We start from the raw sequence: 20,008 nt of genomic DNA on the forward strand, positions 1-20,008 counted from the left end.
TACCGGCGGGCCGTCACCGCTCGACGAAGCCGGTCAGGTCACCGCGCGTCGGCTCCCAGCTCTCCACCACGAGCCGCACCTCTCCCGGGGTCTCGCCCGAGCGCAGCGCGGCGAGGAGTCGTTCGAGGGCGTCGCGGGGGCCCTCGGCGATGACGAGCACGCGCCCGTCGGGATGGTTGGTGGCGTGACCGGCGAGGCCGAGTTCGAGGGCTCGCGACCGCGTCCACCAGCGGAACCCCACACCCTGCACGCGCCCGTGCACCCAGGCGGTGAGCCGGACGGCGTCCGGCGGCGACTGCGTCATGGCTGCTCCCCCGAACTGCGGACCGGACGGACGGCGTGGACGGCGCCGTCGAAGCCGGTGGTGTAGAGGACGTCCGGGTCCCAGCCGGGGCCCTCGCCGAACGCGACCGCGGAGACGAAGGGCACCCCCGTGGCGACCGCGCAGCCGGTGCCGGTGACCGGGTCGACCCGCAGGATCTTCCCGGCGACGTTGAGCGGGACGTACAACGCGCCGTCGGGTCCGACGTCGAGATCGTCGGCGGTCTCGAGGGGCCCGGGCCCGGACGGGTCCAGGGTCCGGACCGGACCGGTGAGGTCGCCGGCGTTCAACGCGTGAATTCGGGTAGTCGGATCGAAAGTCGTAGCTGCATAAACGGTTTCGCCGTCGACCGCGAGTCCGTTGACGGAGCCGAGGTCGGTGCGGATCGTTTCCGGGGCCCCACCCTCGACCGGGACGCGCGTCAGGCCCGGGGGGCTGCCCAGGTTCCGGCTGACGAGGAAGTCCCCGTCGGGCAGGCGGACGAGACCGTTGGGCATGGTCAGACCCGACGCGACGGTGCGCCGCGTCCCGGTGTCGAGGTCGACGGCCTCCAGGGTGCCGTCGGTGCGGCCGAGCAGTCCGGAGACGGTGCCGTTGCCGGTCGTGAAGTACGCCGTGCCGTCGTCGACGACGATGCCGCCGGGCGCCGGGACCTCGGCCACCACGGCGTCGGCCCGTCCCTCGGGCGTGAGCGCCAGCAGCGACCCGCCGCCGGCCGGGGTGGACGCCGAGGCCAGCAGCCGGCCGCGACCGTCGAACGCGAGATTCTCGAGCACGCCGAGCCCGGACGCGACGACGTCCACCCGCCACGGCGCGCAGTCCGCCGGAGCGGGCGCGGCCGTCGCCGGCGCCCCGCCCGCCAGGAACCCCACGGCGAGCGCGAGTCCGGCCGCTGTACGAATCATCCGCCCTCCCTGCCGAGATCCACCGCTCACGCGTCCGGAACGATCTTCAGCGTCACCTCGGTGCCGGCCTCGAGCGTACGGCCGACGGTGCACACCTTGTCGACGGATCGCTCGACGAGCGCGACGAGGCGCTGCTGCGCCTCCTCGTCGAGTTCGCTCAGGTCCAGCGCCATCTCCTCGACGAGGTGCGGGTACACCTCGTTCTCCCGGTCCGCGGCGCCGGAGACACGGATCGTGACGTCGTAGGTGTCGCCGAGCCGGCGCGACAGCGGGAAGTCCGAGCTCATCCCCGAACAGGCCGCCAGCGCGATCTTCAACAGCTCGCCGGGGGTGAAGACACCCTCGACGGTCTCCGACCCGATCAGGACCTCGGCACCTCGGGAGCTGCGGCCCGTGTAGCGGCGGGTGCCGGTGCGCTCGACCCACAGTTCGGTCGTCGGCGTGTCGGAAGTCTGTTCAGCCATGCGGGAGATCCTGCCATGATCACCCGACGGCCAGTTCGCGCAGGATCCCGATGAGCTCGTCCGCGACGACGGGGGTGTCCGCGCTGCTGCGGCGCAGCAGTCCGACGGGTTCGGCGGTGCCCGGGGTCGGTACCGGCAGCCGCACGAGCGTGCCGTCGTCGAGGTCGTCCTGCGGCACTCGCTCGGGTGTCAGCCACACCGCGTCGCCGGCGCGCACCAGCCCGCGCGCGACCGAGACGTCGAGGGTCTCGACGCTGCCGGACGGCAGCCGCAGGCCGTGCCGGGCGAGGAAGCCCTCGGTGTGGTGCCGCGGCACGGTTCCGGCGGTGGCGACGACGAGGGGGTGGTTCAGCACCGCCGGCACCGATACCGGACCCCCGGCCAGCGGATGCCCCGGGCGCACGATCAGGGCCAGCGACTCGGCGTACAGCAGTTCGAACGAGAGCCCTTGCATGGTCTCCGGGTCGGCCATCCGGCCGAGGACGAAGTCGAGCTCGCCGGCGCGCACCGCGCCCAGAAGTGCGGTGTTCGGGGCCGTGCGGATCTGCACGCCGACGTGCGGACGCCGGTCCCGCAGCCGGGTGACCGCACCGGGCAGCAGGGTGCTCGCGACGGTGGGCAGGGCGCCGACCCGCACGGGGGCGACGGCCGGCTGCCCGGTCCCGGAGAGGGCGCGGGCGGCGGACGCCAACGCGTCGGTGACCTCGACGGCGTGGCCCAGGAACTCCTCGCCGGCGGGGGTGAGCCGGGCGCCGTGCCGCCCGCGGTCCACCAGGCGCAGGCCGGCCAGGGATTCGAGTTCGTTGAGGGTCTTGGTGACCGCCGGCTGGCTCAGATGCAGCCGGCCGGCGGCCCGGCCGAGGTTGCCCTCCTGGGCGACGGCGACGAAGCACGTGAGGTGGCGCAACCGGATGCGATCCAGGAGCAGCGACGCCCGGTCGACCGGGGGCACGAAACCGCGTTCCATCACTGCAGGTTATGAAATTCGGCCGAAACCGTCAATTTACATGACTCATGCTCACCCATAACGTGGATCACATCCAGTCCGTCGCAGTGCGACAGTCCCCAGGAGTACCGCCTCATGATCATCGCCGCCCCCGGCGCCGCGTCCGGCGAATTCGTCGAACGCGACCACACTCAGCACCCGCCCGCCCTCACCCCCGGATACCGCACGTCGGTGCTGCGCTCCCCGCGCAATGCCCTGATCGCGCCGCGCAACACGCTCTCGGAGACGACCGGGCCGGTCTTCGACCGTCGCGAGCTGGGCGAGAAGGACAACGACCTCATCCTCAACTTCGCCAAGGACGGCCTGCCGATCGGCGAGCGCCTGATCGTGCACGGCTACGTCCGCGACGAGTTCGGCAACCCGGTGAAGGGCGCCCTGGTCGAGGCGTGGCAGGCCAACGCCGGCGGACGCTACCGCCACAAGAAGGACCGCTACCTCGCGCCGATCGACCCGAACTTCGGCGGTTGCGGCCGCATGATCACCGACGACAACGGCTACTACTTCTTCCGCACCATCAAGCCCGGGCCGTACCCGTGGGCCAACAGCACCAACGCCTGGCGGCCCGCCCACATCCACTTCTCGATCCACGGCACCGGCTGGGCGCAGCGCTTGATCACCCAGATGTACTTCGAGGGCGACCCGCTCATCGAGCGCTGCCCCATCGCGAAGACCATCCCGACGCTGGACCAGCTGCGCAGCCTGATCGCGCAGGAGGATCCCGCCAACAACGCCCCCTTCGACGCGCGTACCTACCGCTTCGACCTCACCCTGCGCGGCCGCCGCGCCACCTTCTTCGACAACGCCAACCTCCCCGGAGCCCCCCGATGAGCCTTTCCCCGCACAGCATGATCGAGCGCCGCCCGGAGACCCCCTCGCAGACCGGCGGCCCGTACGTCCACATCGGGCTCGCACCGCAGCAGGCCGGGTTCGACATCTTCGACAACAACTTCGGCAACGTGCTGACCGCCCCGGAGACGAAGGGCGAGCACATCACCCTCGAGGGCCGCGTCTTCGACGGCACCGGCACGCCCGTGCGCGACGTGCTGATCGAGATCTGGCAGGCCAACGCCGCGGGCAGGTACGCCCACCCCGGCGACACCCAGGACGGACACGCCCAGGACAGGGCGATCGATCCGACCTTCCGCGGCTGGGGCCGCACGGGCGGCGACTTCGACACCGGCGTCTACACCTTCGAGACGATCAAACCGGGACCGGTGCCGGCGAACGTCGGCGGGTTCCAGGCCCCGCACATCCTCATGGTGCTGTTCGCACGGGGCATCAACATCGGCCTGCACACCCGGGTCTACTTCGACGACGAGGCCGATGCCAACGCCGCCGACCCCGTACTCGACGGGATCGAGTGGGAGGTCCGCCGCGACACGCTGATCGCGAAGCGCTCCGAACGCGACGGCAAGGTGGTCTACACCTTCGACGTGCGTCTGCAGGACACCCCGGAAGGCGGGATCGAGACCGTGTTCTTCGACATCTGACCGGGACCCGGGTGGCGCGGGGGCGCGCGTTTCGGACGACGGTCGCCTGGGCATCCTTGCGCCGACCACGTCGCAGCGAACGAAGGCCACGGCACTGGACACCGCGATCATCTACGTTTCCGCCGGGCTCGCGCTGCTTCTCGCCGTCACCGTGCCGCGGCTGTTCCACAACCGGGCGATCTCGGCACCCATGATCGTGCTGGTGGCCGGCGCGGTGCTGGGGCTGTTGTTCGACAACGCCGAAGCCCTCACTCCCGGCGGGCACCCGGCCGTGGCGGAGTACCTCAGCGAGGTCTGCGTGATCGTCGCGCTCATGGGCGTGGGCCTCGCGATCGACCGTCCCCTCGGGTGGCGGTCGTGGAAGTCCACCCGGCGGCTGCTGCTGATCGCGATGCCCCTCGGCATCGCGGCCGTCGCGGTGCTGGGCTGGTGGGCCGCGGCCCTCACCCCCGCGGCCGCGGTACTGCTCGGGGCCGCCCTGGCTCCCACCGATCCCGTGCTGGCGTCCGACGTGCAGGTCGAGGGCCCCACGTCCGGGGAGGGTTCCCACCGCGAAGACGACGAAGTGCGGTTCGCGCTCACCTCCGAGGCCGGCCTCAACGATGCGCTGGCGTTCCCGTTCGTCTACCTCGCGCTGTTCCTGTTCACGAAGGGACCGATCGAGGACTGGATCATCTCCTGGGTGCTGTGGGAGCTGCTCGGCAAGATCGTCCTGGGCGCCGTGGTGGGAGGGCTGGCGGGCCATCTCGTCGGGCGGGCGGTGTTCCACTTCCCCGTCGAGCACGTCCGGCTGGCCGACCGGGGCGAACCGATCGTCGCGCTCGCCGCCACGTTCGCGGTGTACGGAATCGCCGAACTGATCGGCGGCTACGGCTTCCTGGCCGTGTTCGTGTGTGCCGTGGCCATGCGGCGCATCGAACGCGCACACGAGTACCACGCCGAGATGCACAGCCTGATCGAGCAGCTCGAGCACGTCCTCACGCTGGCGGTCCTGCTCCTGCTGGGGGCGGGCCTCACCACCGGCCTGCTCGCCGAGTTGTCTTGGGGGTCGGTTCTCGTCGGCGCCGCCCTGGTCCTCGTGATACGGCCGGTGGTCGGCTGGGTCTCGCTCCTGGGCTGTGACGAGATGGATGTCCGCGAACGCCGCGTCACGGCCTTCTTCGGCGTGCGCGGGATCGGCTCCGTCTACTACCTCGCGTACGCGGCGGCGGAGCTCGACATCGCGCAGGAGCAGGAGCTGTGGGCCGCCGTCGCCTTCACCGTCGTCCTCTCCGTCCTCGTGCACGGGGTGAGCGCGACGAGGGTGATGCGCATGCTCGACAACGCCCGCGTGAAGGGTCCGCCGTAGGCGCCTCGGGGCGGGCCTCCTCCCGGCTCTTGCCGACGATTGAACACGCGGTTAATATACTGACCATGCGTTCAACGCCGGGTCGCCTCTCGGCAGCCGATCGCCGGGACCTCACGTCCGCGGCGCGCATCCGGGAGGCCGCAATCCTCCGTTTCGCTCGCGACGGCTTCGACGCGAGCCTGCGGACCATCGCCGCGGACGCGGGGGTAAGCGGGGCGTTGATCGTGCACCATTTCGGGTCCAAGAAGGACCTGCGACGTGCGTGCGACGAGTGGGTCCTGGGACAGATCCGCGATTCCAAGCGGACGACCCTCGCCACCGGCGACTCCGGTCCGTGGCTGGCGCAACTCGGGCGGGCCGAGCAGTACGCCCCGCTCGCCGTCTACGTCGCCCGCACCTTCCAGGCCGGCGGCGAAAGCGCGGCGGAGTTCTTCGATCACCTGGTCGACGACGTGGTCGACTACCTCGCAGAGGGCGAACGCAACGGGCTGATCCGGCCCTCCCGGGACAACCGCGCCCGGGCCCGCCTGCTCACCGGCATGAGCGTGGGGTCGATGCTGCTGCAGATGACCCTGCACCCGGAACTCCTGCGGGGCGGGGACTTCACCGGGTTCTTCCGGCACCTGACCGAGACCGTCACCGCACCGGCCCTCGAGCTGTATTCCGAGGGTCTGCTCACCAGCCGCAAGCTGCTCGACGACTACCTGATGTACGTCCCGGACCCGCCGGCGGCCGCCGGGGGCGGCGAATCCGCCGCTCCCCCTTCCTGATCCGGAACCCGCCTACCCCAGGACACAATCATGAACACGATCGTGGAGGTCCACGACCTCACCAAGACGTTCGGCGCCACGACCGCGCTGGACGGTCTCAGCCTGCACGTCGGCCGCGGTGAAGTGGCCGGCTTCCTCGGCCCCAACGGTGCCGGCAAGTCCACGACCATCCGGATCCTGCTCGGGCTTCTGCGCGCCGACGGCGGCTCCGCATCCGTGCTCGGGTTCGATCCGTGGCGCGACGCCGTCGAAGTGCACCGGCACCTCGCGTACGTCCCGGGCGACATCGACCTGTGGCCGTCGCTCACCGGCGGCGAGGCCATCGACTTCCTGTGCCGCCTGCGGGGAGGGGCCGACCGTGCGCGCCGCACCGAGCTGGTCGAACGCTTCGAACTCGACCCTCGCAAGAAGTGCCGCGCCTATTCCAAGGGCAACCGCCAGAAGGTGGCGCTGATCTCGGCACTCGCCTCGGACGTGGAGCTCCTCGTCCTCGACGAACCGACGTCCGGCCTCGACCCGTTGATGGAACGGGTGTTTCAGGACTGTGTTGCCGAAGCGAAGCAGCGCGGCTCGTCGGTGTTGCTGTCGAGTCACATCCTCGCCGAGGTGGAAAAGCTCTGCGACACCGTGACCATCATCCGGGACGGACGTACCGTGGAATCCGGGTCGCTGGCCCAGCTGCGGCATCTCACCCGGTCGACGATCACGGTCCGCACCGACCTCGACGCGTCCGGCCTGGCGCAGGCCGAGGGCGTGCACGCACTGCGAAACGAGCACGGGCACACCGTGTTCGAGGTCGACAACGGTCACCTCGACGAGGTGGTCCGCCGGCTCGCGGAGTACGGCGTCCGCAGCCTCGAGAGCGCACCGCCGTCGCTCGAGGAGCTGTTCCTGCGCCACTACGGCAGCGATCGACAGATCGCCGGCGTGGGCGGCGTGCGATGAACACCTTCACCGGGACCGCGTCCCTCGTCCGCTTCGACCTGCGCCGGGATCGGATCAAGCTGCCGCTGTGGGTGATCGGCATCTCGGCCCTGGCGGCGTACTTCGTCGCCGCCCTGCAGCTGGCGTATCCGGCCGCCGAGGACCTCCGCGGCGTGGCCGGTTTCGCCGACAACCCGGCAGGGGTGATGATGTCGGGTCCCGGCTACGGCATGGACGACCCCACGCTCGAGGCGTTCGTCGCGAACCAGTACGGGCTGTACCTGCTGGTCGCCGCCGCGTTCATGAACGTTCTCCTCGTCGTCCGGCACACACGGGGCGAGGAGGAGAACGGTCGCACCGAACTCGTCCTGGCCGGCGCGGTGGGCCGGCGCGCCCCGCTGACCGCGGCCCTGGCGACCGCAGTCGTCGCGAACGCCGCCCTCGTCGTGGCGGGCAGCGCGGCAATGACGGCCGCCGGGGTGGACGCCGGCGGGGCGGTGCTGTTCGCGGCCGGGTTCGCGGCGCTGGGGCTGTTCTTCGCCGCGCTCACCGCCCTGGTGTGCCAGGTGTGCGAACACGGGCGCACCGCCACAGGACTGGCCGCAGCGGCGCTGGGAACGGCCTTCGTCGTGCGGGGCGTCGGCGACGTCCTGGAGCGGCACGGCAGCGCGGTGTCCTGGCTGTCCCCCGTCGCCTGGTCGCAGCAGACGCGAGCATTCGTCGATCCGCGATGGGGCCCGCTGGCCCTGTCGTTGGGGTTCGCGGCGGCCGCCGCGGCGGCCGCGTACCGTGTCGTGGACCGTCGCGACCTCGGGGCCGGACTGGTGCCGCCACGGCCGGGCCGGGCCGAGGCGGCACCGGCGCTGGCGAACCCGTTCGCCCTGGCGCTACGGCAGCAGCGCGGCAGCATCGCCGGGTGGGGCGCGGGCCTGGCGCTGATGGGGTTGTTCTACGGCTCCCTGACCGGCTCGATCGCCGAGAGCTTTGCGAACCTGCCCGAGGACATTCTTGCGCTCATGGGTGGTTCGGCCGCGAATCTCGTCGACGGCTTCCTGGGCCTGACCGGATACACGACGGCCTTCCTCGCCTCCTGCTTCGCGATCCTGTCCGTCCGCCGCCTGCGGGGCGAGGAGCAGTCGGGCCGGATCGAGCCCGTTTTGGCGACAGCTACGAGCCGTGCCGGATGGATGGCAGCGGGGCTGTCCGTGACCGCTCTGGGCGTGGTGGCACTCTTGGCACTCGCCGGCGTGGGGACCGGGCTCGGGGCCGCGGCGTCCACCGGGGAGCCGACTCGGGTGCCCGCATCGGTATGGGCGCATCTCGGATACGCCCCCGCCGTCCTCGGCATCGCGGCGATCGGAGCGGCGCTGTTCGGTCTCGCCCCCCGCGCCTTCGATCTGGTCTGGGTGCTGGTCGTCTACGGCTACCTGGTGGGCAGTTTCGGACCGATCCTCGACCTGCCCGACAGCGCCGGCGTCCTCTCCCCGCTGAACCATGTCCGGCAGATGCCGCTCGAACCGTTCGCCGCGGGCTCCTTCGTCGCTCTCGTCGTTCTCACCGCGCTCGTCACGGCGGCAGGGCTGGCCGCGTTCCGGAAGCGCGACGTCGTGAGTACGTGAGAACCCGCCGGGTGGACCGGGCAGTGGCGGCACACCCCTTGATCGCCCGAACTGTTAGTGGCTAACATTATGGGGTGTCCAAGTCCGAGCGGACCCGGCAGCGCATCCAGGCAACGGCGGTGCAGCTGTTCACCGAGGACGGCTACGACGCCGTCACCGTCGACCGGATCGCCTCCGCCGCCGGGGTGTCGCACATGACCTTCTTCCGGTACTTTCCATCCAAAGACGCTGTTCTGCTTGATGATCCCTACGACCCTGTCATTGCGGACGCCGTGGCCGCGCAGCCGGCGGACCGGAGCCCGCTGGAACGGGCGTGCCGGGGGATCCTCGACGCCTGGGCGCTGATTCCCGAGACGGATCTCGGGGACGTGCGCACTCGCCTGCGGATCGTCGCGGCACACCCCCGGCTGCGCGCGCGGATGTGGGAGAACACCCTGCGCACCCAGGAGGCCGTCGCCGCCGCGCTCGCCGAACCGGGGACACGACGACTCGAGGCCGCAGTGGCCGCCGGGGCCTGCATGGGCGCACTCATGGCGGCGCTGACGGACTGGGCAGAAACCGGCGACGAGGCTCTCGGCAACCGGATTGCGTCGGCCCTGCACCAGCTCGCACCGGAGGCCCGTCCCTCACGGCAGCCACGGGAGGTGCCGTGACCGAGGTCGGCGACGTCGTGCTCGAGTGCCGGAACGTGTGCAAACGCTACGGCTCCGCGCCGGTACTCGAGGGCGTCACCACCGAGGTGCGGGCGGGCGAGGTACACGCGTTCGTGGGCCTCAACGGGGCGGGAAAGACGACGTTGATGCGCCTGTTCCTCGGCATGATCGAGCCCGACGACGGAATCGTCCGCGTGCGGGGCCTGGCGCCGTCGACGATGCCGGCGCGGCACTGGACGGGCGTCGGGCACCTGGTCGAAACACCGCTGGCCTATCCCGAACTGACCGTCGCGCAGAACCTGCGCATCGCGGGCCGCCTCGCCGGCCTGTCCGCGGCGGGCGCCACCGCCGCGGCCGACCGGTGGATCGAGGAACTGGTCCTGTCCCGGTGGGCGCGGACCAGCGCACGGAAACTCTCCCTCGGCAACCGGCAGCGGCTGGGTCTGGCCGCGGCGCTGATCGCGGACCCGGATGTGCTGATCCTGGACGAGCCGACCAATGCGCTCGATCCGGCCGGGATCATGCTGCTGCGCACGCTGCTGCAGCGCAGCCGGGAGCGCGGCGCGGCGACGCTGGTGTCCAGCCACCATCTCGACGAGGTCGCCCGCGTGGCCGACCGCATCACAGCCGTCAACGAGGGACGCGTCGTCGGCTCCCTCGACCCGGACGGAATCGATCTCGAGCGGCAGTTCTTCGACCTGGTGTACCGCGACAGCGAGGCGCGACGATGACCACCTCCGAGCAGATCCGGGCCGCGCTGGCGGTCGAGTGGGCCAAGTTCCGGCGGGCACGCCCCGTATGGGTCACCACCGCCCTTCTCACGACGGGGGTGGTGGCCATGTGCGTGCTGACCCTGCAGTCCGTGCACGGTGCCAACGCGGTGATGGCGGGTAAGGCGCAGACCATCGTCGGCGACGGCGGCCGAGCGGGACTGTTCGCCGCAGCCGACACCATCGTCTCGGTGGGCGGGCTTCTCGGATTCGGTGTGGTCATCGGCTGGGTCTTCGGCCGCGAGTTCACCGACGGAACGATCACCGGTCTGTGGGCCGCGCCGGTCTCCCGCCCGGCCCTCGCCGCCGCAAAGCTGCTGATCCTGCTGTCGTGGGCGGCCGCCACCAGCCTCGCGCTGGGCGCCGCACTGGCGGTGGTGGCGGGAACGCTCGTCGACGACGAGCCCCTCGACCCGGGGACGCCGGCGCTCGTGGGCAGATTCCTCGCCGTCGCCCTGCTCACCGCGGGGCTCGCATTCCCCTGCGCCTGGGTCGCCACCGTTGCGCGGGGATACCTGCCCGCGGTCGGGACGATCATCGCCGTGGTGGTCGTCGCCCAGATGGCGGTCATGGCCGGAGCGGGCGGCTGGTTCCCGTTCTCGGCTCCGGGCCTGTGGGCGGCGGGACCGCAGGCCGGTTCCGTCACCGGTCCGCAACTCGCGCTCGCCCTCGTCGTTCCTGCCGTCTCGGCGGGCCTGACGCTGTGGTCGTGGCGCCGGCTCGCCCTCGTGCACTAGGACTCCCCAAGGGGCCGAAGTCCCGTCGATCCGGACCGCCCGCACGATAGGGTGATGCCCGGAGTGCCGGGAAGTCTGGTCGGCGAGTGGCGTTCGCATTTCACGACCAGGGAGGGCACCGTGGACCAGGATTCGTTCGCAGGTCGGGTTCCGAGCCGGGTACTCGGCGGATGAGCACATCGAACATCGCGCGACCACGCATGCACAGGTTTCACGATGCCGGCTAGGTGGCGTGCTCGGTTGACGGGCGCCGACGTGCTCACCGAACGCCCGGGCTTCGCGCTGGTGGGCGTCCTGCGGGTCCCGCAGTTGCAGACCAGTCCCGGCCGGGCCATCGTCCGCCGGATCGGCTACGCCCTGATCGCCCTGGCCCTGGTGGTGCTCGTCGTCTACCTGGACCGCGACGGCTACACCGACAACCAGGACGACGAGCTGTCCCTGCTGGACTGCATCTACTACGCGACGGTGTCGCTGTCGACCACCGGCTACGGCGACATCGCTCCGATCACCGAACAGGCTCGCCTGGTCAACATCCTGATCATCACTCCGCTACGGGTCTTCTTCCTCATCGTCCTGGTCGGCACCACGCTCTCGGCTCTGACCGAGAGCTCGCGGCAGGCGTTCCGTATCCAGCAGTGGCGACGCCGGGCGCGCAACCACACGGTCGTCGTGGGTTACGGCACCAAGGGCCGTGCCGCAGTGGACGCGATGCTCGGGGACGGCGTCCCGCCGTCCGAGATCGTGGTCGTCGACACCGACCCACTGATACTCGAGGCCGCCGCCGGACAGGGTCTGGTGACGGTGCAGGGCTCGGCCACGAGATCGGACGTGCTGCGCCTGGCCGGGGATCCGCACTGCACCTCGATCGTCGTTGCCGCCGATCGCGACGACACCGCGGTGCTCGTCACCCTCACCGCCCGCGAACTCGCGCCCGCTGCGAAGATCGTCGCCGCCGTTCGCGAGTCCGAGAACACCCACGTCCTCCGCCGGTCCGGGGCCGACACCGTGGTCGTCTCCTCCGAAACCGCCGGGCGGCTGCTGGGCGTCGCGACGGCCACACCCGGCGTGGTGCAGATGGTCGAAGACCTGCTCACCCCCGAGGCCGGGTTCGCCATCACCGAACGGGCGGCCGAGGCCGCCGAGATCGGCGAATCCCCCCGCCACCTGACCGACATCGTGCTCGGGATCGTCCGTGACGGCCGGCGGCTGCACGTCGGATCACCGGAGGCCGCCACCATCGGAGCCGACGACCGACTGCTCTGCATCCGGCGCGTGCCGGACTGATCCCGTTCCTGCCCCCGTCGCGCCCGCAACCGATGCCGGAGGTCGCATCATGGTCCTGCCCGTCGATCCGTCGCCCGTCAATACGCACCACGACCTGTCGGTCCACGAGGTCGTCCTCCTGCACGAGACCGATCCGCATCGCGGCCTCGACGCGGACGAGGCCACCCGCAGGCTGGAACGATTCGGGCCCAACGTGCTGCCGGCGGCCTCGGGCCACGGGTTGCTGCGGCGGATTCTGCGCCAGTTCCACAATCCCCTCATCTATGTGCTGCTGTCCGCAGCGGCGATCACGCTGTGGCTCGACGAATACGTCGACTCGGCCGTCATCCTCGCGGTCGTCCTGGTCAACGCCACCGTCGGCTTCGTCCAGGAGTCCAAGGCCGAAGCGGCGCTCGACGCACTCCGGTCCATGGTGCGCACACAGACACGCGTGATCCGCGGTGGACGCCAGCAGACCCTGCCGTCGGACGACCTCGTACCCGGCGATCTCGTCGTCCTCGAGGCCGGCGACAAGGTTCCCGCAGACCTGCGCCTGATCCGCGTCGCCGAATTGCAGATCGACGAGTCCGCCCTGACCGGGGAGTCCGTTCCGGTCGTCAAGGACGAGGTGGTACTGCCGCCTGCCACGCCGGTGGCGGATCGCCGCAACATGGTGCACTCGGGCACGTTGGTGACGGCCGGGGCGGGCGCCGGGGTCACCGTTGCGACCGGCGACCGGACCGAACTCGGGGAGATCCATCGCCTCGTCGGGGCCGCGGACGTGCTGGCCACGCCGCTCACCGCCAAACTGGCCTCGTTCAGCAGGGTTCTGACCGTGGCGATCGTCGTGCTGGCGGCGGCGACCTTCGCGATCGGTCTCGTCCGCGGTCAGGATGCGCCGGAAACGTTCACCGCCGCGGTGGCGCTTGCGGTCGGCGCCATCCCGGAAGGGCTTCCCGCGGTCGTCACCATCACGATGGCCATCGGTGTGGCCCGGATGGCCCGGCGCCGGGCGGTGATCCGCCGGCTGCCCGCCGTCGAGACGCTCGGCAGCACGACCGTCATCTGTTCGGACAAGACCGGAACACTCACCGCGAACCAGATGACGGTGCGCCACCTGTGGACGGTGCACTCCCTGTATTCCGTGACCGGTTCGGGATACGCGCCCGAGGGCGTGGTCCACGATTCCGCCGGCGCCGTGGCCGCACCCGATTCGGACGAGGCCCTGCGGTGGACGATCGTGGCGGGTGCCGGATGCAACGACGCACACCTCGACCGGCGGGACGGGCGGTGGTCCGTCGTCGGTGATCCCACCGAGGCCGCGATGCTCGTCGTCGCGGGCAAGGCCGGCCTGGCACCCGAGGACGTCCGCGCCGGGCACCCCCGCATCGGCACCATCCCCTTCAGTTCCGAACGCCAGTTCATGGCGACGCTGCACGCCGAGCCCCGCACGGGTGAGCGGGTCGTGCTCGCCAAGGGGGCCGTCGAGCGGATCCTCGAACGTTGCCGCTACGGCATGGGTTCCGACGGCAGCCTCCTTCCCCTGGACCGGGACTCGGTCCAGGGGGCCGCCGAGGACCTGGCGCGGCAAGGGCTGCGTGTGCTGGCCACGGCCGTCCGCGCGATCGATGCGGAGGCGGAGTTCGACCTGTCGGTGGTCTCCGGCGAGATGGTGTTCGCCGGCCTGCACGCGATGCTCGACCCGCCCCGGCAGGCCGCCGTGGACGCCGTACGTGCGTGCCACGTCGCCGGCATCGCGGTCAAGATGATCACCGGCGACCATGCGGCCACCGCAGCGGCGATCGCCCGGCAGCTCGGGTTGATCGGCGAGGCCGACGACGGACTCGTGCTCACCGGACAGGATCTCGACGCGATCCCGGCCGAGGAACTCGCGGACGCGGTCGACCGGGCCCGGGTGTTCGCACGGGTCTCCCCCGAACAGAAGCTCCGGTTGGTCGGGGCCCTGCAGGAACGTGGCCACGTCGTCGCCATGACGGGCGACGGCGTCAACGACGCTCCCGCCCTGCGGCAGGCCGACATCGGGGTGGCCATGGGCCACGGTGGAACGGAAGTGGCCAAGGAGGCCGCCGACATGGTGCTCACCGACGACGACTTCGCCACCATCGAGGCCGCCGTGGAGGAGGGCCGCGGCGTCTTCGACAACCTCACGAAGTTCATCGTGTGGGTGCTTCCCACCAGCCTCGGTCAGGGCCTGGTCATCCTCGCCGCGATCGTCTTCGGGACGACCCTGCCGATCCTGCCCACCCAGATCCTGTGGATCAACATGACCACCGCCGTCGCACTGGGTCTCATGCTGGCGTTCGAGCCGAAGGAACCCGACACGATGACCCGGCCCCCACGGGATCCCACGCGGCCGCTGCTGACCGGCGCGCTCGTCACCCGGATCCTGCTGGTGTCCGGCCTCATCGTGGGCGGCGCGTGGTGGCTGTTCGAGTGGGAGCTCGGCATCGGTGCCGACCTCGCCGAGGCACGAACCTCGGCCGTCAACCTCGTCGTGGCGGTGGAGCTGTTCTACCTCTTCAGCTGCCGCTCGCTCACGGCGTCGGTATGGCGGATCGGGTTCTTCGGCAACCGGTGGATCCTCGTCGGGGTGCTCGCCCAGACAGTCGCGCAGCTCGCCATCACCTATGTGCCCGCCATGAACACCCTCTTCCAGACCGCTCCGATCGACGCGCAAGCATGGTTGCGCATCGTCGGCCTCGCCACGCTCGCGGTGCTCGTCGTCGCCGTCGACAAGTCCCTGCGCGCCCGGGCCGCACGAGGGAGCGCGGACCTTCCGGTGGCCGGGACCCTCGCCCCGCCGGACGAGTCGTGAGTAGGTGACCTCTCATGGACCTGCACTCCTTCCCGCTCGTCGCCACGATCCTCGCCCTCGCTGCACTGGCAGGCTTGCTCGCGACCCGGCTGCGGCAGTCACCACGGGTTCCACGGCAAGGTCGCCGTCACCGCCCACGGCAGCCAGGACTCCGAACGGCTCCTCACCGCCGGCGCCGACCTCGTTCTCGACCCGTTCGAACTGGCGGCCACCACGACCGACGTACTGGACCGGCTCGTCGGCATCGCCGACCACGAGCAACCGGACGGTTGACAAGCACGGGTCGCTCGTCGCGGCCGGATCCCACCGGCACCTTGCGCGTTCGGCGACCCACCCGAAGCGCCGCTGCGCCGCGGCGGATGCGCCCTAGAGGACGTGCATCGCCTGCATCGGGGCAAGACGGACCTCGCCGAACGGGTTTGCCCGGCGACCACCGCGTCGGGCGGCCGCCTGACGGAGGCCGGAGGGCGGCTATGGGGCGCGGCTCCGGCCGAACGACGGGCGGGCCGCGGGCCGGACGACGGCAGGGCCCTCATGTAGGTTCCACTGCTCGGTGTCACTTATCGGTGCTTCCGAGCTGCGGGTTCTCAACGGCGTGTCAGTGCCTGATTCGCGTAGGCCGATCCCCGAGCCGTGAGGGACTGGTCTCCGCGGTGCCGTTCTGCTGGGGTCGGGAAGACACCGATCTACGTAGGACGCCCGAATCCGGGAATCTCGAGGCTGTCGGAGAGCCACTGGCAGACTGCCTGCGCGTAGAGGTCGGGCGCCTCGACGGGAAGCAGGTGGCCGACGTCCTCGATGGGGCGGGGTGTCCAGCCCGGCCGTCGGGCGTGCTGCATGAGCGACGTGGGGTCGACAAGGTGATCGTCGCTTCCCCACAGCACGAGTACGGGCATCTGCACGGAATCGAGAGCCTCGTTCGTCGGCTTCTGCGTGATGAACATGGCTTTGACGATCGACGCGAACGCCGTGGCCGTGCCCGCGAGCCGTTCCGGGTGCTCGCGGGCCGCCTCGAGGTCATCGAGCCACAGGTCGACCTGTGCTCGTGAGACACGGCCCCGGTTTCCACCGAGGAGGTCGGTCCGGCCACCGGAGATGGAGCCCGCGTCTTCGATCGCGGTTCGCTTGGCGTCCAGTATGCGCCGGCCCGCCAGTCGCAGCACCAGGCGTGTCGTGGGCGGGCCGGCTGCGACGACGAGACGTCCCAGCGTCTGCCACCCGAATGCCTCGGCTGGTGACGTCCGGCGCCACGGCAGCGCCGGAGCCACCAAGACGACTCCCCGAGTCTTCTCGGGCATCATCGTGGCGGCCAGCGCCGCCACCGGGCCACCCGTCGACCAGCCGTGCAGCAGCACCTGGCTCTCGAGGCGGAGCTGCCGGGCGAAGGCCGCCACGAAGCGAGCGTCCAGGTCCGCGCGTGGCCCATGCCGATACGGATCACCGGTGTGGCCGACAATCGTCCCCGGGAGGTCGACGGAAATCACCGGCCCGAGCCGGCGCAGGGGAGGAACGAGATCGAGCCACATGCTCGCGCTACCGGTCATCGGGGGCACCAGCAGGTGAACCGGCGCGTCGGGAGGCGCGGTCGACGCGGGCTCCGCTCGGACATAGTGCACGGGCACGCCGCACACGCTCGTCGACACGCTGCGCAACCCCGCCCACTGCGGCGACCGGGCGCCCCAGTCGTCGTATCGCACGGTGATCCCTCCCTCTTTCCCAGGGTATTCGGAGGCTGGATGGAGGGCGACGATTTGGACCCGGCAGCGCAACACGTCCATGACCGGGTCGATGCTGCGCGAGTACTACCCGGTCGCGGTGGCTGCTTTCGACGACTTGGCCGGACGTGATGCCCACGCCGTGCTGTCCGTCGCACCCAGCCCGGAGCAGGGGTTCGCATTCACCGTCACGCGAGTCGAGGCCCTGGTCCGCAGAGTCGGCCGACAGCGATACGTCCGAACTCGCGCCACCGAGATCGTCGCTGCTTGCGCAGTGAGCAACTGCCGGCCCGAGCCGGTGCGGGCGACACCTACGCCGCCGCCGTCTCGGCATTGGTCGTGTCGACCGTCACGCAATTCCCCAGGGGTTTCCTTCACGTAATTCCCCATGCTCGGGCGTGCTGAGTCGAGGGTAGCCCGAGCGGCGGACATGCGGATCAGGTTGCGTTGGCGGCCCGGTTGCCGGGTCGTTTTCGGGGTCGGTAGGACGGTCCGTCCATCAGGGCTTGATGGCTGGTGTTGATGAGCCGGTCGAGGAGGGACTCGGCGACGATCGGGTTCGGGAACAGTGGATACCAGTCCTTCGGGGCGCGGTTGCTCGTCAGAATCAGCGGTTTGCCGGCGATCGCCCGGTCCGAGACCAGATCGTAGAGGTCGTCGGACTGAGTGGTGGTGTGCTCACGCATGGCGAAGTCATCGATGATCAACACCAGCGGCCGGGTGTATTCGCGCATCCGCTGGCCGATGGTGCGGTCTGCATGGCCGCCGGCGAGATCGGCGAGCATGCGGGAGCATTTGACGAACCGCACGTCCCCGCCGCGGCGGGCGACATGATGGCCAAGCGCCTGTGCCACATGGGTTTTGCCGACGCCAACGGGTCCGTAGAGGATGACCGACTCGCCGGCATCGAGCCAGCGCAGGGCGGCCAGATCCCGCAGCATCGCCGCCGGGAGTTTCGGGTTCGCGCTGAAATCGAAGTCCTCGAAGGTGGCCTGTTGCTCGAACCTCGCCCGCCGCAACCGACGGGCCAGCGCCGCCGTTTCCCGGCGGGCGATCTCGTCCTCACACAGCACTTGGAGGAATTCGAGGTGTCCGAGCTTCCCGTCCCGGGTTTGGGCGAGCCGGGCGTCGAGCGTGTCGAGCATCCCGGTCAACTTCAACGTCTTGAGCGCAGCCCGCAGGCTGGGATCATGAATGGTCATCACAGAAACCTCACTGGTTCAACGTGATTGCAGGAACAGTTTGGGGCGGGGTCACGGTCAGGCGGTGCGTTCGGCGTCGAAGGCGTCGGGTCCGCGCAGGAACGCCGACGTCGGCGCGGCGGCCGGGGCAGGCTGTCCGTCGTGCTCGGTGCCGGCGGCGAGGATGCCCTTGACGGTGCGGTAGCTGGGGTCACCGACCTCGAGGGCGCGGGCGCACGCCGCATCCAGGCGCCGATCCTCGTAGCGATCCCGCAGCCGGACAATGCCCTGGATCGCCCGTAGCCGGTGCAACGCGTTGACCTGCGACAACTCGGCGACCACTGCGACCGCCGCCGGGCCGATCTGCTCGGCCTGCGCCCGGCACCAGGACACGGTCTGCAGCGTGTAGGCGATCTTGTGCGGCGGATAGTGCTCAGGGTTCGTCGACCGCCCCGACAGGTGCAGCACGTGGGTGGCGACCACCTGCTCGGCGTGGAAGATCTGCACCACGTCGCCGCTGGTGCGGACCAGCACCTGCTGGCCGATCAGCCGCCAGGGCACCGAATACAGGGCCTTACCGGCCTTGACATGGCAGTCCGGGGCGACCTTCCCGACCTGGTAGAGACCCGGTTCGAATGGTCGCGGTGGCAGCTTTGTGAGACGGTGCTTTTCGGCGGCTTCGAACACCGCTGTCGGTTGTGCTCCGTCGAGACCGCGGTGCTGGTGCCGGCCGTAGACGTCGGTGCACCAGGTCAGGGCGGCGTCCTGCATCTGCGCCAGGCCGGTGAACTCGCGGCCCTTGAAGAACGAGTCGCGGATATAGGGCATCGGACGCTCGATCCGCGGTTTGTCCTTCGGCTTGCCGGCGCGGGCCGGATCGATCAACAGCCCGTAGAACAGGGCGAGCTCGGCATAGGCGCGGTTGATCTTCGGGTCGTACAGGTCCGGCCGGTCCACCCCGGTTTTGAGGTTGTCGCACACCATCCGGGCCGGGACACCGCCGAAGAACTCGAACGCCGCGACGTGCGAGGCGCACCACGAGGACTGGTCCATCCGCAGCACCGGCTGGACGAACAGCATCCGCGAGCAGGTCAGGATCATCGCGAACGCCCACACCGCCACCCGCCGGTCGGTGGCGGGATCGCGCCACATGCCGAGCTTGCCGTAGTCGACCTGGGCCTCGTCGCCCGGCGGGACCGGGCCACGAGGCACCGTCACCTTCGTCTCCGCGATCTGGTCGGCGAATTGCGCTGCCACATAACGACGTACCGTCGACTCGGACACCGCGGTACCGTGGTCGTCCCGCAGGCGTTGCGCGATCGTCGCGACCGTCACCGACGCCTTCAACTGTGCGTCGATCCAGTCGTGGTGCGCGGCGATCGCCGGCCACGTCACCGCCCGCGCTGCCGGGTCGCCGACCTCGGGAAACCATCCCGAGATCAGCTCCCGCCAGAGCGCGTCGTCGAACTTGCCGCCCTCGCCGGGCGCCAACCCGGCCGCCAACGCGGGTGCCAGGTATTTCCGGATCGTCTTGCGGTCGATCCCCAGGGCCGTCGAGATCTGCACCTGAGACCGGCCGGCATGCCAATGCCGGAACAACTCCATCAGATCGATCATCGTCCACGTTCTCCTTGCCACCGTCAGGCCCCTTCCCGGGCCTTGTCGGTGGCCCAGTCAGGAGCGAACCTGCAGCAGCGCCGGAACCCCGGCCGACACGCCCCAGGGTGGGGAATTACGTGACGGCCGGGTGGGGAATTACGTGACGGACGAACCCCTCAACCTGGGGAATTACATGACCGCTGACAGTCGCCGTCACTACTGAGATGGCCCGACAGATCGCCGGACTGGAGGAACAGGTGAAGGCGGGTTCTGGTCGACACCCGGGCGCCGAGATCTACCTGGGCCAGCCTGGTCTGGGAGTGGTTCTCGGTGCCTGGGTGCTCGCAGAAATTGGGGATGATCCGGGACGCTGGGCCGATGTCCGAGCCCGGAGGAAACTACTCTG

At 70.4% G+C, this 20,008-nt stretch carries 18 protein-coding genes; 11 read left to right on the forward strand and 7 right to left on the reverse strand.

What is annotated here, in order from left to right:
- Positions 1–13: 13 nt before the first annotated feature.
- Genes OCS65_RS17615 through OCS65_RS17630 form a run of 4 tightly spaced genes read right to left on the reverse strand, consistent with a single transcriptional unit; the run spans position 14 to position 2,658 of the window.
- Positions 14–304 carry an acylphosphatase gene (locus tag OCS65_RS17615; RefSeq protein WP_006933673.1) on the reverse strand — a complete coding sequence of 97 codons (291 nt, stop codon included), beginning with the start codon at positions 302–304 and terminating at the stop codon, positions 14–16.
- A complete protein-coding gene (locus OCS65_RS17620; RefSeq protein WP_006933668.1) occupies positions 301–1,227 on the reverse strand; it encodes an SMP-30/gluconolactonase/LRE family protein in 927 nt (308 codons plus the stop codon). Before OCS65_RS17620 ends, OCS65_RS17615 begins: the two co-directional genes overlap by 4 nt.
- Positions 1,228–1,253: 26 nt before the next feature.
- Positions 1,254–1,691 (reverse strand): OsmC family protein, encoded by a 438-nt coding sequence (locus OCS65_RS17625; RefSeq protein ID WP_006933666.1) that lies wholly within the window; start codon positions 1,689–1,691, stop codon positions 1,254–1,256.
- A gap of 19 nt (positions 1,692–1,710) precedes the next feature.
- On the reverse strand, positions 1,711–2,658 hold the full coding sequence (locus tag OCS65_RS17630; RefSeq protein ID WP_185712706.1) for a LysR substrate-binding domain-containing protein: 948 nt from the start codon (positions 2,656–2,658) through the stop codon (positions 1,711–1,713).
- Positions 2,659–2,772: 114 nt separating this feature from the next.
- On the opposite strand from OCS65_RS17630, the gene pcaH reads away from it, so the two are divergent.
- The 11 genes from pcaH (at position 2,773) to OCS65_RS17685 (ending at position 15,107) form a co-directional block, all read left to right on the forward strand.
- On the forward strand, positions 2,773–3,525 hold the full coding sequence (gene pcaH / locus OCS65_RS17635) for a protocatechuate 3,4-dioxygenase subunit beta (protein ID WP_006933662.1): 753 nt from the start codon (positions 2,773–2,775) through the stop codon (positions 3,523–3,525).
- Positions 3,522–4,187: a protocatechuate 3,4-dioxygenase subunit alpha gene (pcaG, locus tag OCS65_RS17640; RefSeq protein ID WP_006933660.1), complete on the forward strand. Its 666-nt coding sequence runs from the start codon at positions 3,522–3,524 to the stop codon at positions 4,185–4,187. Before pcaH ends, pcaG begins: the two co-directional genes overlap by 4 nt.
- Before the next feature lie 109 nt (positions 4,188–4,296).
- Positions 4,297–5,535 (forward strand): cation:proton antiporter, encoded by a 1,239-nt coding sequence (locus OCS65_RS17645; protein ID WP_029543196.1) that lies wholly within the window; start codon positions 4,297–4,299, stop codon positions 5,533–5,535.
- A gap of 65 nt (positions 5,536–5,600) precedes the next feature.
- Positions 5,601–6,305, forward strand: a complete 705-nt coding sequence (locus OCS65_RS17650; RefSeq protein WP_006933655.1) for a TetR/AcrR family transcriptional regulator — start codon at positions 5,601–5,603, stop codon at positions 6,303–6,305.
- 30 nt (positions 6,306–6,335) lie between these two features.
- A complete protein-coding gene (locus OCS65_RS17655; RefSeq protein ID WP_006933653.1) occupies positions 6,336–7,250 on the forward strand; it encodes an ABC transporter ATP-binding protein in 915 nt (304 codons plus the stop codon).
- The gene (locus OCS65_RS17660) at positions 7,247–8,848 is read left to right on the forward strand and encodes an ABC transporter permease (RefSeq protein ID WP_263507377.1); all 1,602 of its coding nucleotides are present in this window, start codon (positions 7,247–7,249) and stop codon (positions 8,846–8,848) included. Before OCS65_RS17655 ends, OCS65_RS17660 begins: the two co-directional genes overlap by 4 nt.
- A 74-nt stretch (positions 8,849–8,922) precedes the next feature.
- Entirely contained in the window at positions 8,923–9,501 is a 579-nt protein-coding gene (locus tag OCS65_RS17665) for a TetR family transcriptional regulator (RefSeq protein WP_006933647.1), read from the forward strand.
- Positions 9,498–10,232 carry an ABC transporter ATP-binding protein gene (locus tag OCS65_RS17670; protein WP_006933645.1) on the forward strand — a complete coding sequence of 245 codons (735 nt, stop codon included), beginning with the start codon at positions 9,498–9,500 and terminating at the stop codon, positions 10,230–10,232. The genes OCS65_RS17665 and OCS65_RS17670 overlap by 4 nt, the downstream gene beginning before the upstream one ends.
- Positions 10,229–11,008: an ABC transporter permease gene (locus OCS65_RS17675; RefSeq protein ID WP_006933641.1), complete on the forward strand. Its 780-nt coding sequence runs from the start codon at positions 10,229–10,231 to the stop codon at positions 11,006–11,008. Before OCS65_RS17670 ends, OCS65_RS17675 begins: the two co-directional genes overlap by 4 nt.
- A 216-nt stretch (positions 11,009–11,224) precedes the next feature.
- Positions 11,225–12,292 carry a potassium channel family protein gene (locus OCS65_RS17680; protein WP_263507378.1) on the forward strand — a complete coding sequence of 356 codons (1,068 nt, stop codon included), beginning with the start codon at positions 11,225–11,227 and terminating at the stop codon, positions 12,290–12,292.
- Between the two features lie 49 nt (positions 12,293–12,341).
- Positions 12,342–15,107, forward strand: a complete 2,766-nt coding sequence (locus OCS65_RS17685) for a cation-transporting P-type ATPase (protein WP_029543184.1) — start codon at positions 12,342–12,344, stop codon at positions 15,105–15,107.
- Between the two features lie 686 nt (positions 15,108–15,793).
- On the opposite strand, the gene OCS65_RS17690 is transcribed toward OCS65_RS17685, so the two are convergent.
- From OCS65_RS17690 to istA, 3 genes are all read right to left on the reverse strand, one after another.
- The gene (locus OCS65_RS17690; RefSeq protein WP_065922655.1) at positions 15,794–16,804 is read right to left on the reverse strand and encodes an alpha/beta fold hydrolase; all 1,011 of its coding nucleotides are present in this window, start codon (positions 16,802–16,804) and stop codon (positions 15,794–15,796) included.
- A 455-nt stretch (positions 16,805–17,259) separates the two neighbouring features.
- Entirely contained in the window at positions 17,260–18,024 is a 765-nt protein-coding gene (istB, locus tag OCS65_RS17695) for an IS21-like element helper ATPase IstB (protein WP_263507379.1), read from the reverse strand.
- Positions 18,025–18,081: 57 nt separating this feature from the next.
- Positions 18,082–19,620 (reverse strand): IS21 family transposase, encoded by a 1,539-nt coding sequence (gene istA / locus OCS65_RS17700; protein WP_006938289.1) that lies wholly within the window; start codon positions 19,618–19,620, stop codon positions 18,082–18,084.
- Positions 19,621–20,008 lie beyond the last annotated feature (388 nt).

The organism is Rhodococcus aetherivorans (genome assembly GCF_025722975.1).
In the GTDB taxonomy this organism is placed as follows: Bacteria; Actinomycetota; Actinomycetes; order Mycobacteriales; family Mycobacteriaceae; genus Rhodococcus; species Rhodococcus aetherivorans.

Coding starts and splice junctions, on each gene's coding strand:
- OCS65_RS17615 (WP_006933673.1), bottom strand. CDS start 304: ATGACGCAGTCGCCGCCGGACGCCGTCCGGCTCACCGCCTGGGTGCAC.
- istA (WP_006938289.1), bottom strand. CDS start 19,620: ATGATCGATCTGATGGAGTTGTTCCGGCATTGGCATGCCGGCCGGTCT.
- OCS65_RS17680 (WP_263507378.1), top strand. CDS start 11,225: ATGCCGGCTAGGTGGCGTGCTCGGTTGACGGGCGCCGACGTGCTCACC.
- istB (WP_263507379.1), bottom strand. CDS start 18,024: ATGACCATTCATGATCCCAGCCTGCGGGCTGCGCTCAAGACGTTGAAG.
- pcaH (WP_006933662.1), top strand. CDS start 2,773: ATGATCATCGCCGCCCCCGGCGCCGCGTCCGGCGAATTCGTCGAACGC.
- OCS65_RS17675 (WP_006933641.1), top strand. CDS start 10,229: ATGACCACCTCCGAGCAGATCCGGGCCGCGCTGGCGGTCGAGTGGGCC.
- OCS65_RS17660 (WP_263507377.1), top strand. CDS start 7,247: ATGAACACCTTCACCGGGACCGCGTCCCTCGTCCGCTTCGACCTGCGC.
- OCS65_RS17685 (WP_029543184.1), top strand. CDS start 12,342: ATGGTCCTGCCCGTCGATCCGTCGCCCGTCAATACGCACCACGACCTG.
- OCS65_RS17620 (WP_006933668.1), bottom strand. CDS start 1,227: ATGATTCGTACAGCGGCCGGACTCGCGCTCGCCGTGGGGTTCCTGGCG.
- OCS65_RS17650 (WP_006933655.1), top strand. CDS start 5,601: ATGCGTTCAACGCCGGGTCGCCTCTCGGCAGCCGATCGCCGGGACCTC.
- pcaG (WP_006933660.1), top strand. CDS start 3,522: ATGAGCCTTTCCCCGCACAGCATGATCGAGCGCCGCCCGGAGACCCCC.
- OCS65_RS17630 (WP_185712706.1), bottom strand. CDS start 2,658: ATGGAACGCGGTTTCGTGCCCCCGGTCGACCGGGCGTCGCTGCTCCTG.
- OCS65_RS17655 (WP_006933653.1), top strand. CDS start 6,336: ATGAACACGATCGTGGAGGTCCACGACCTCACCAAGACGTTCGGCGCC.
- OCS65_RS17625 (WP_006933666.1), bottom strand. CDS start 1,691: ATGGCTGAACAGACTTCCGACACGCCGACGACCGAACTGTGGGTCGAG.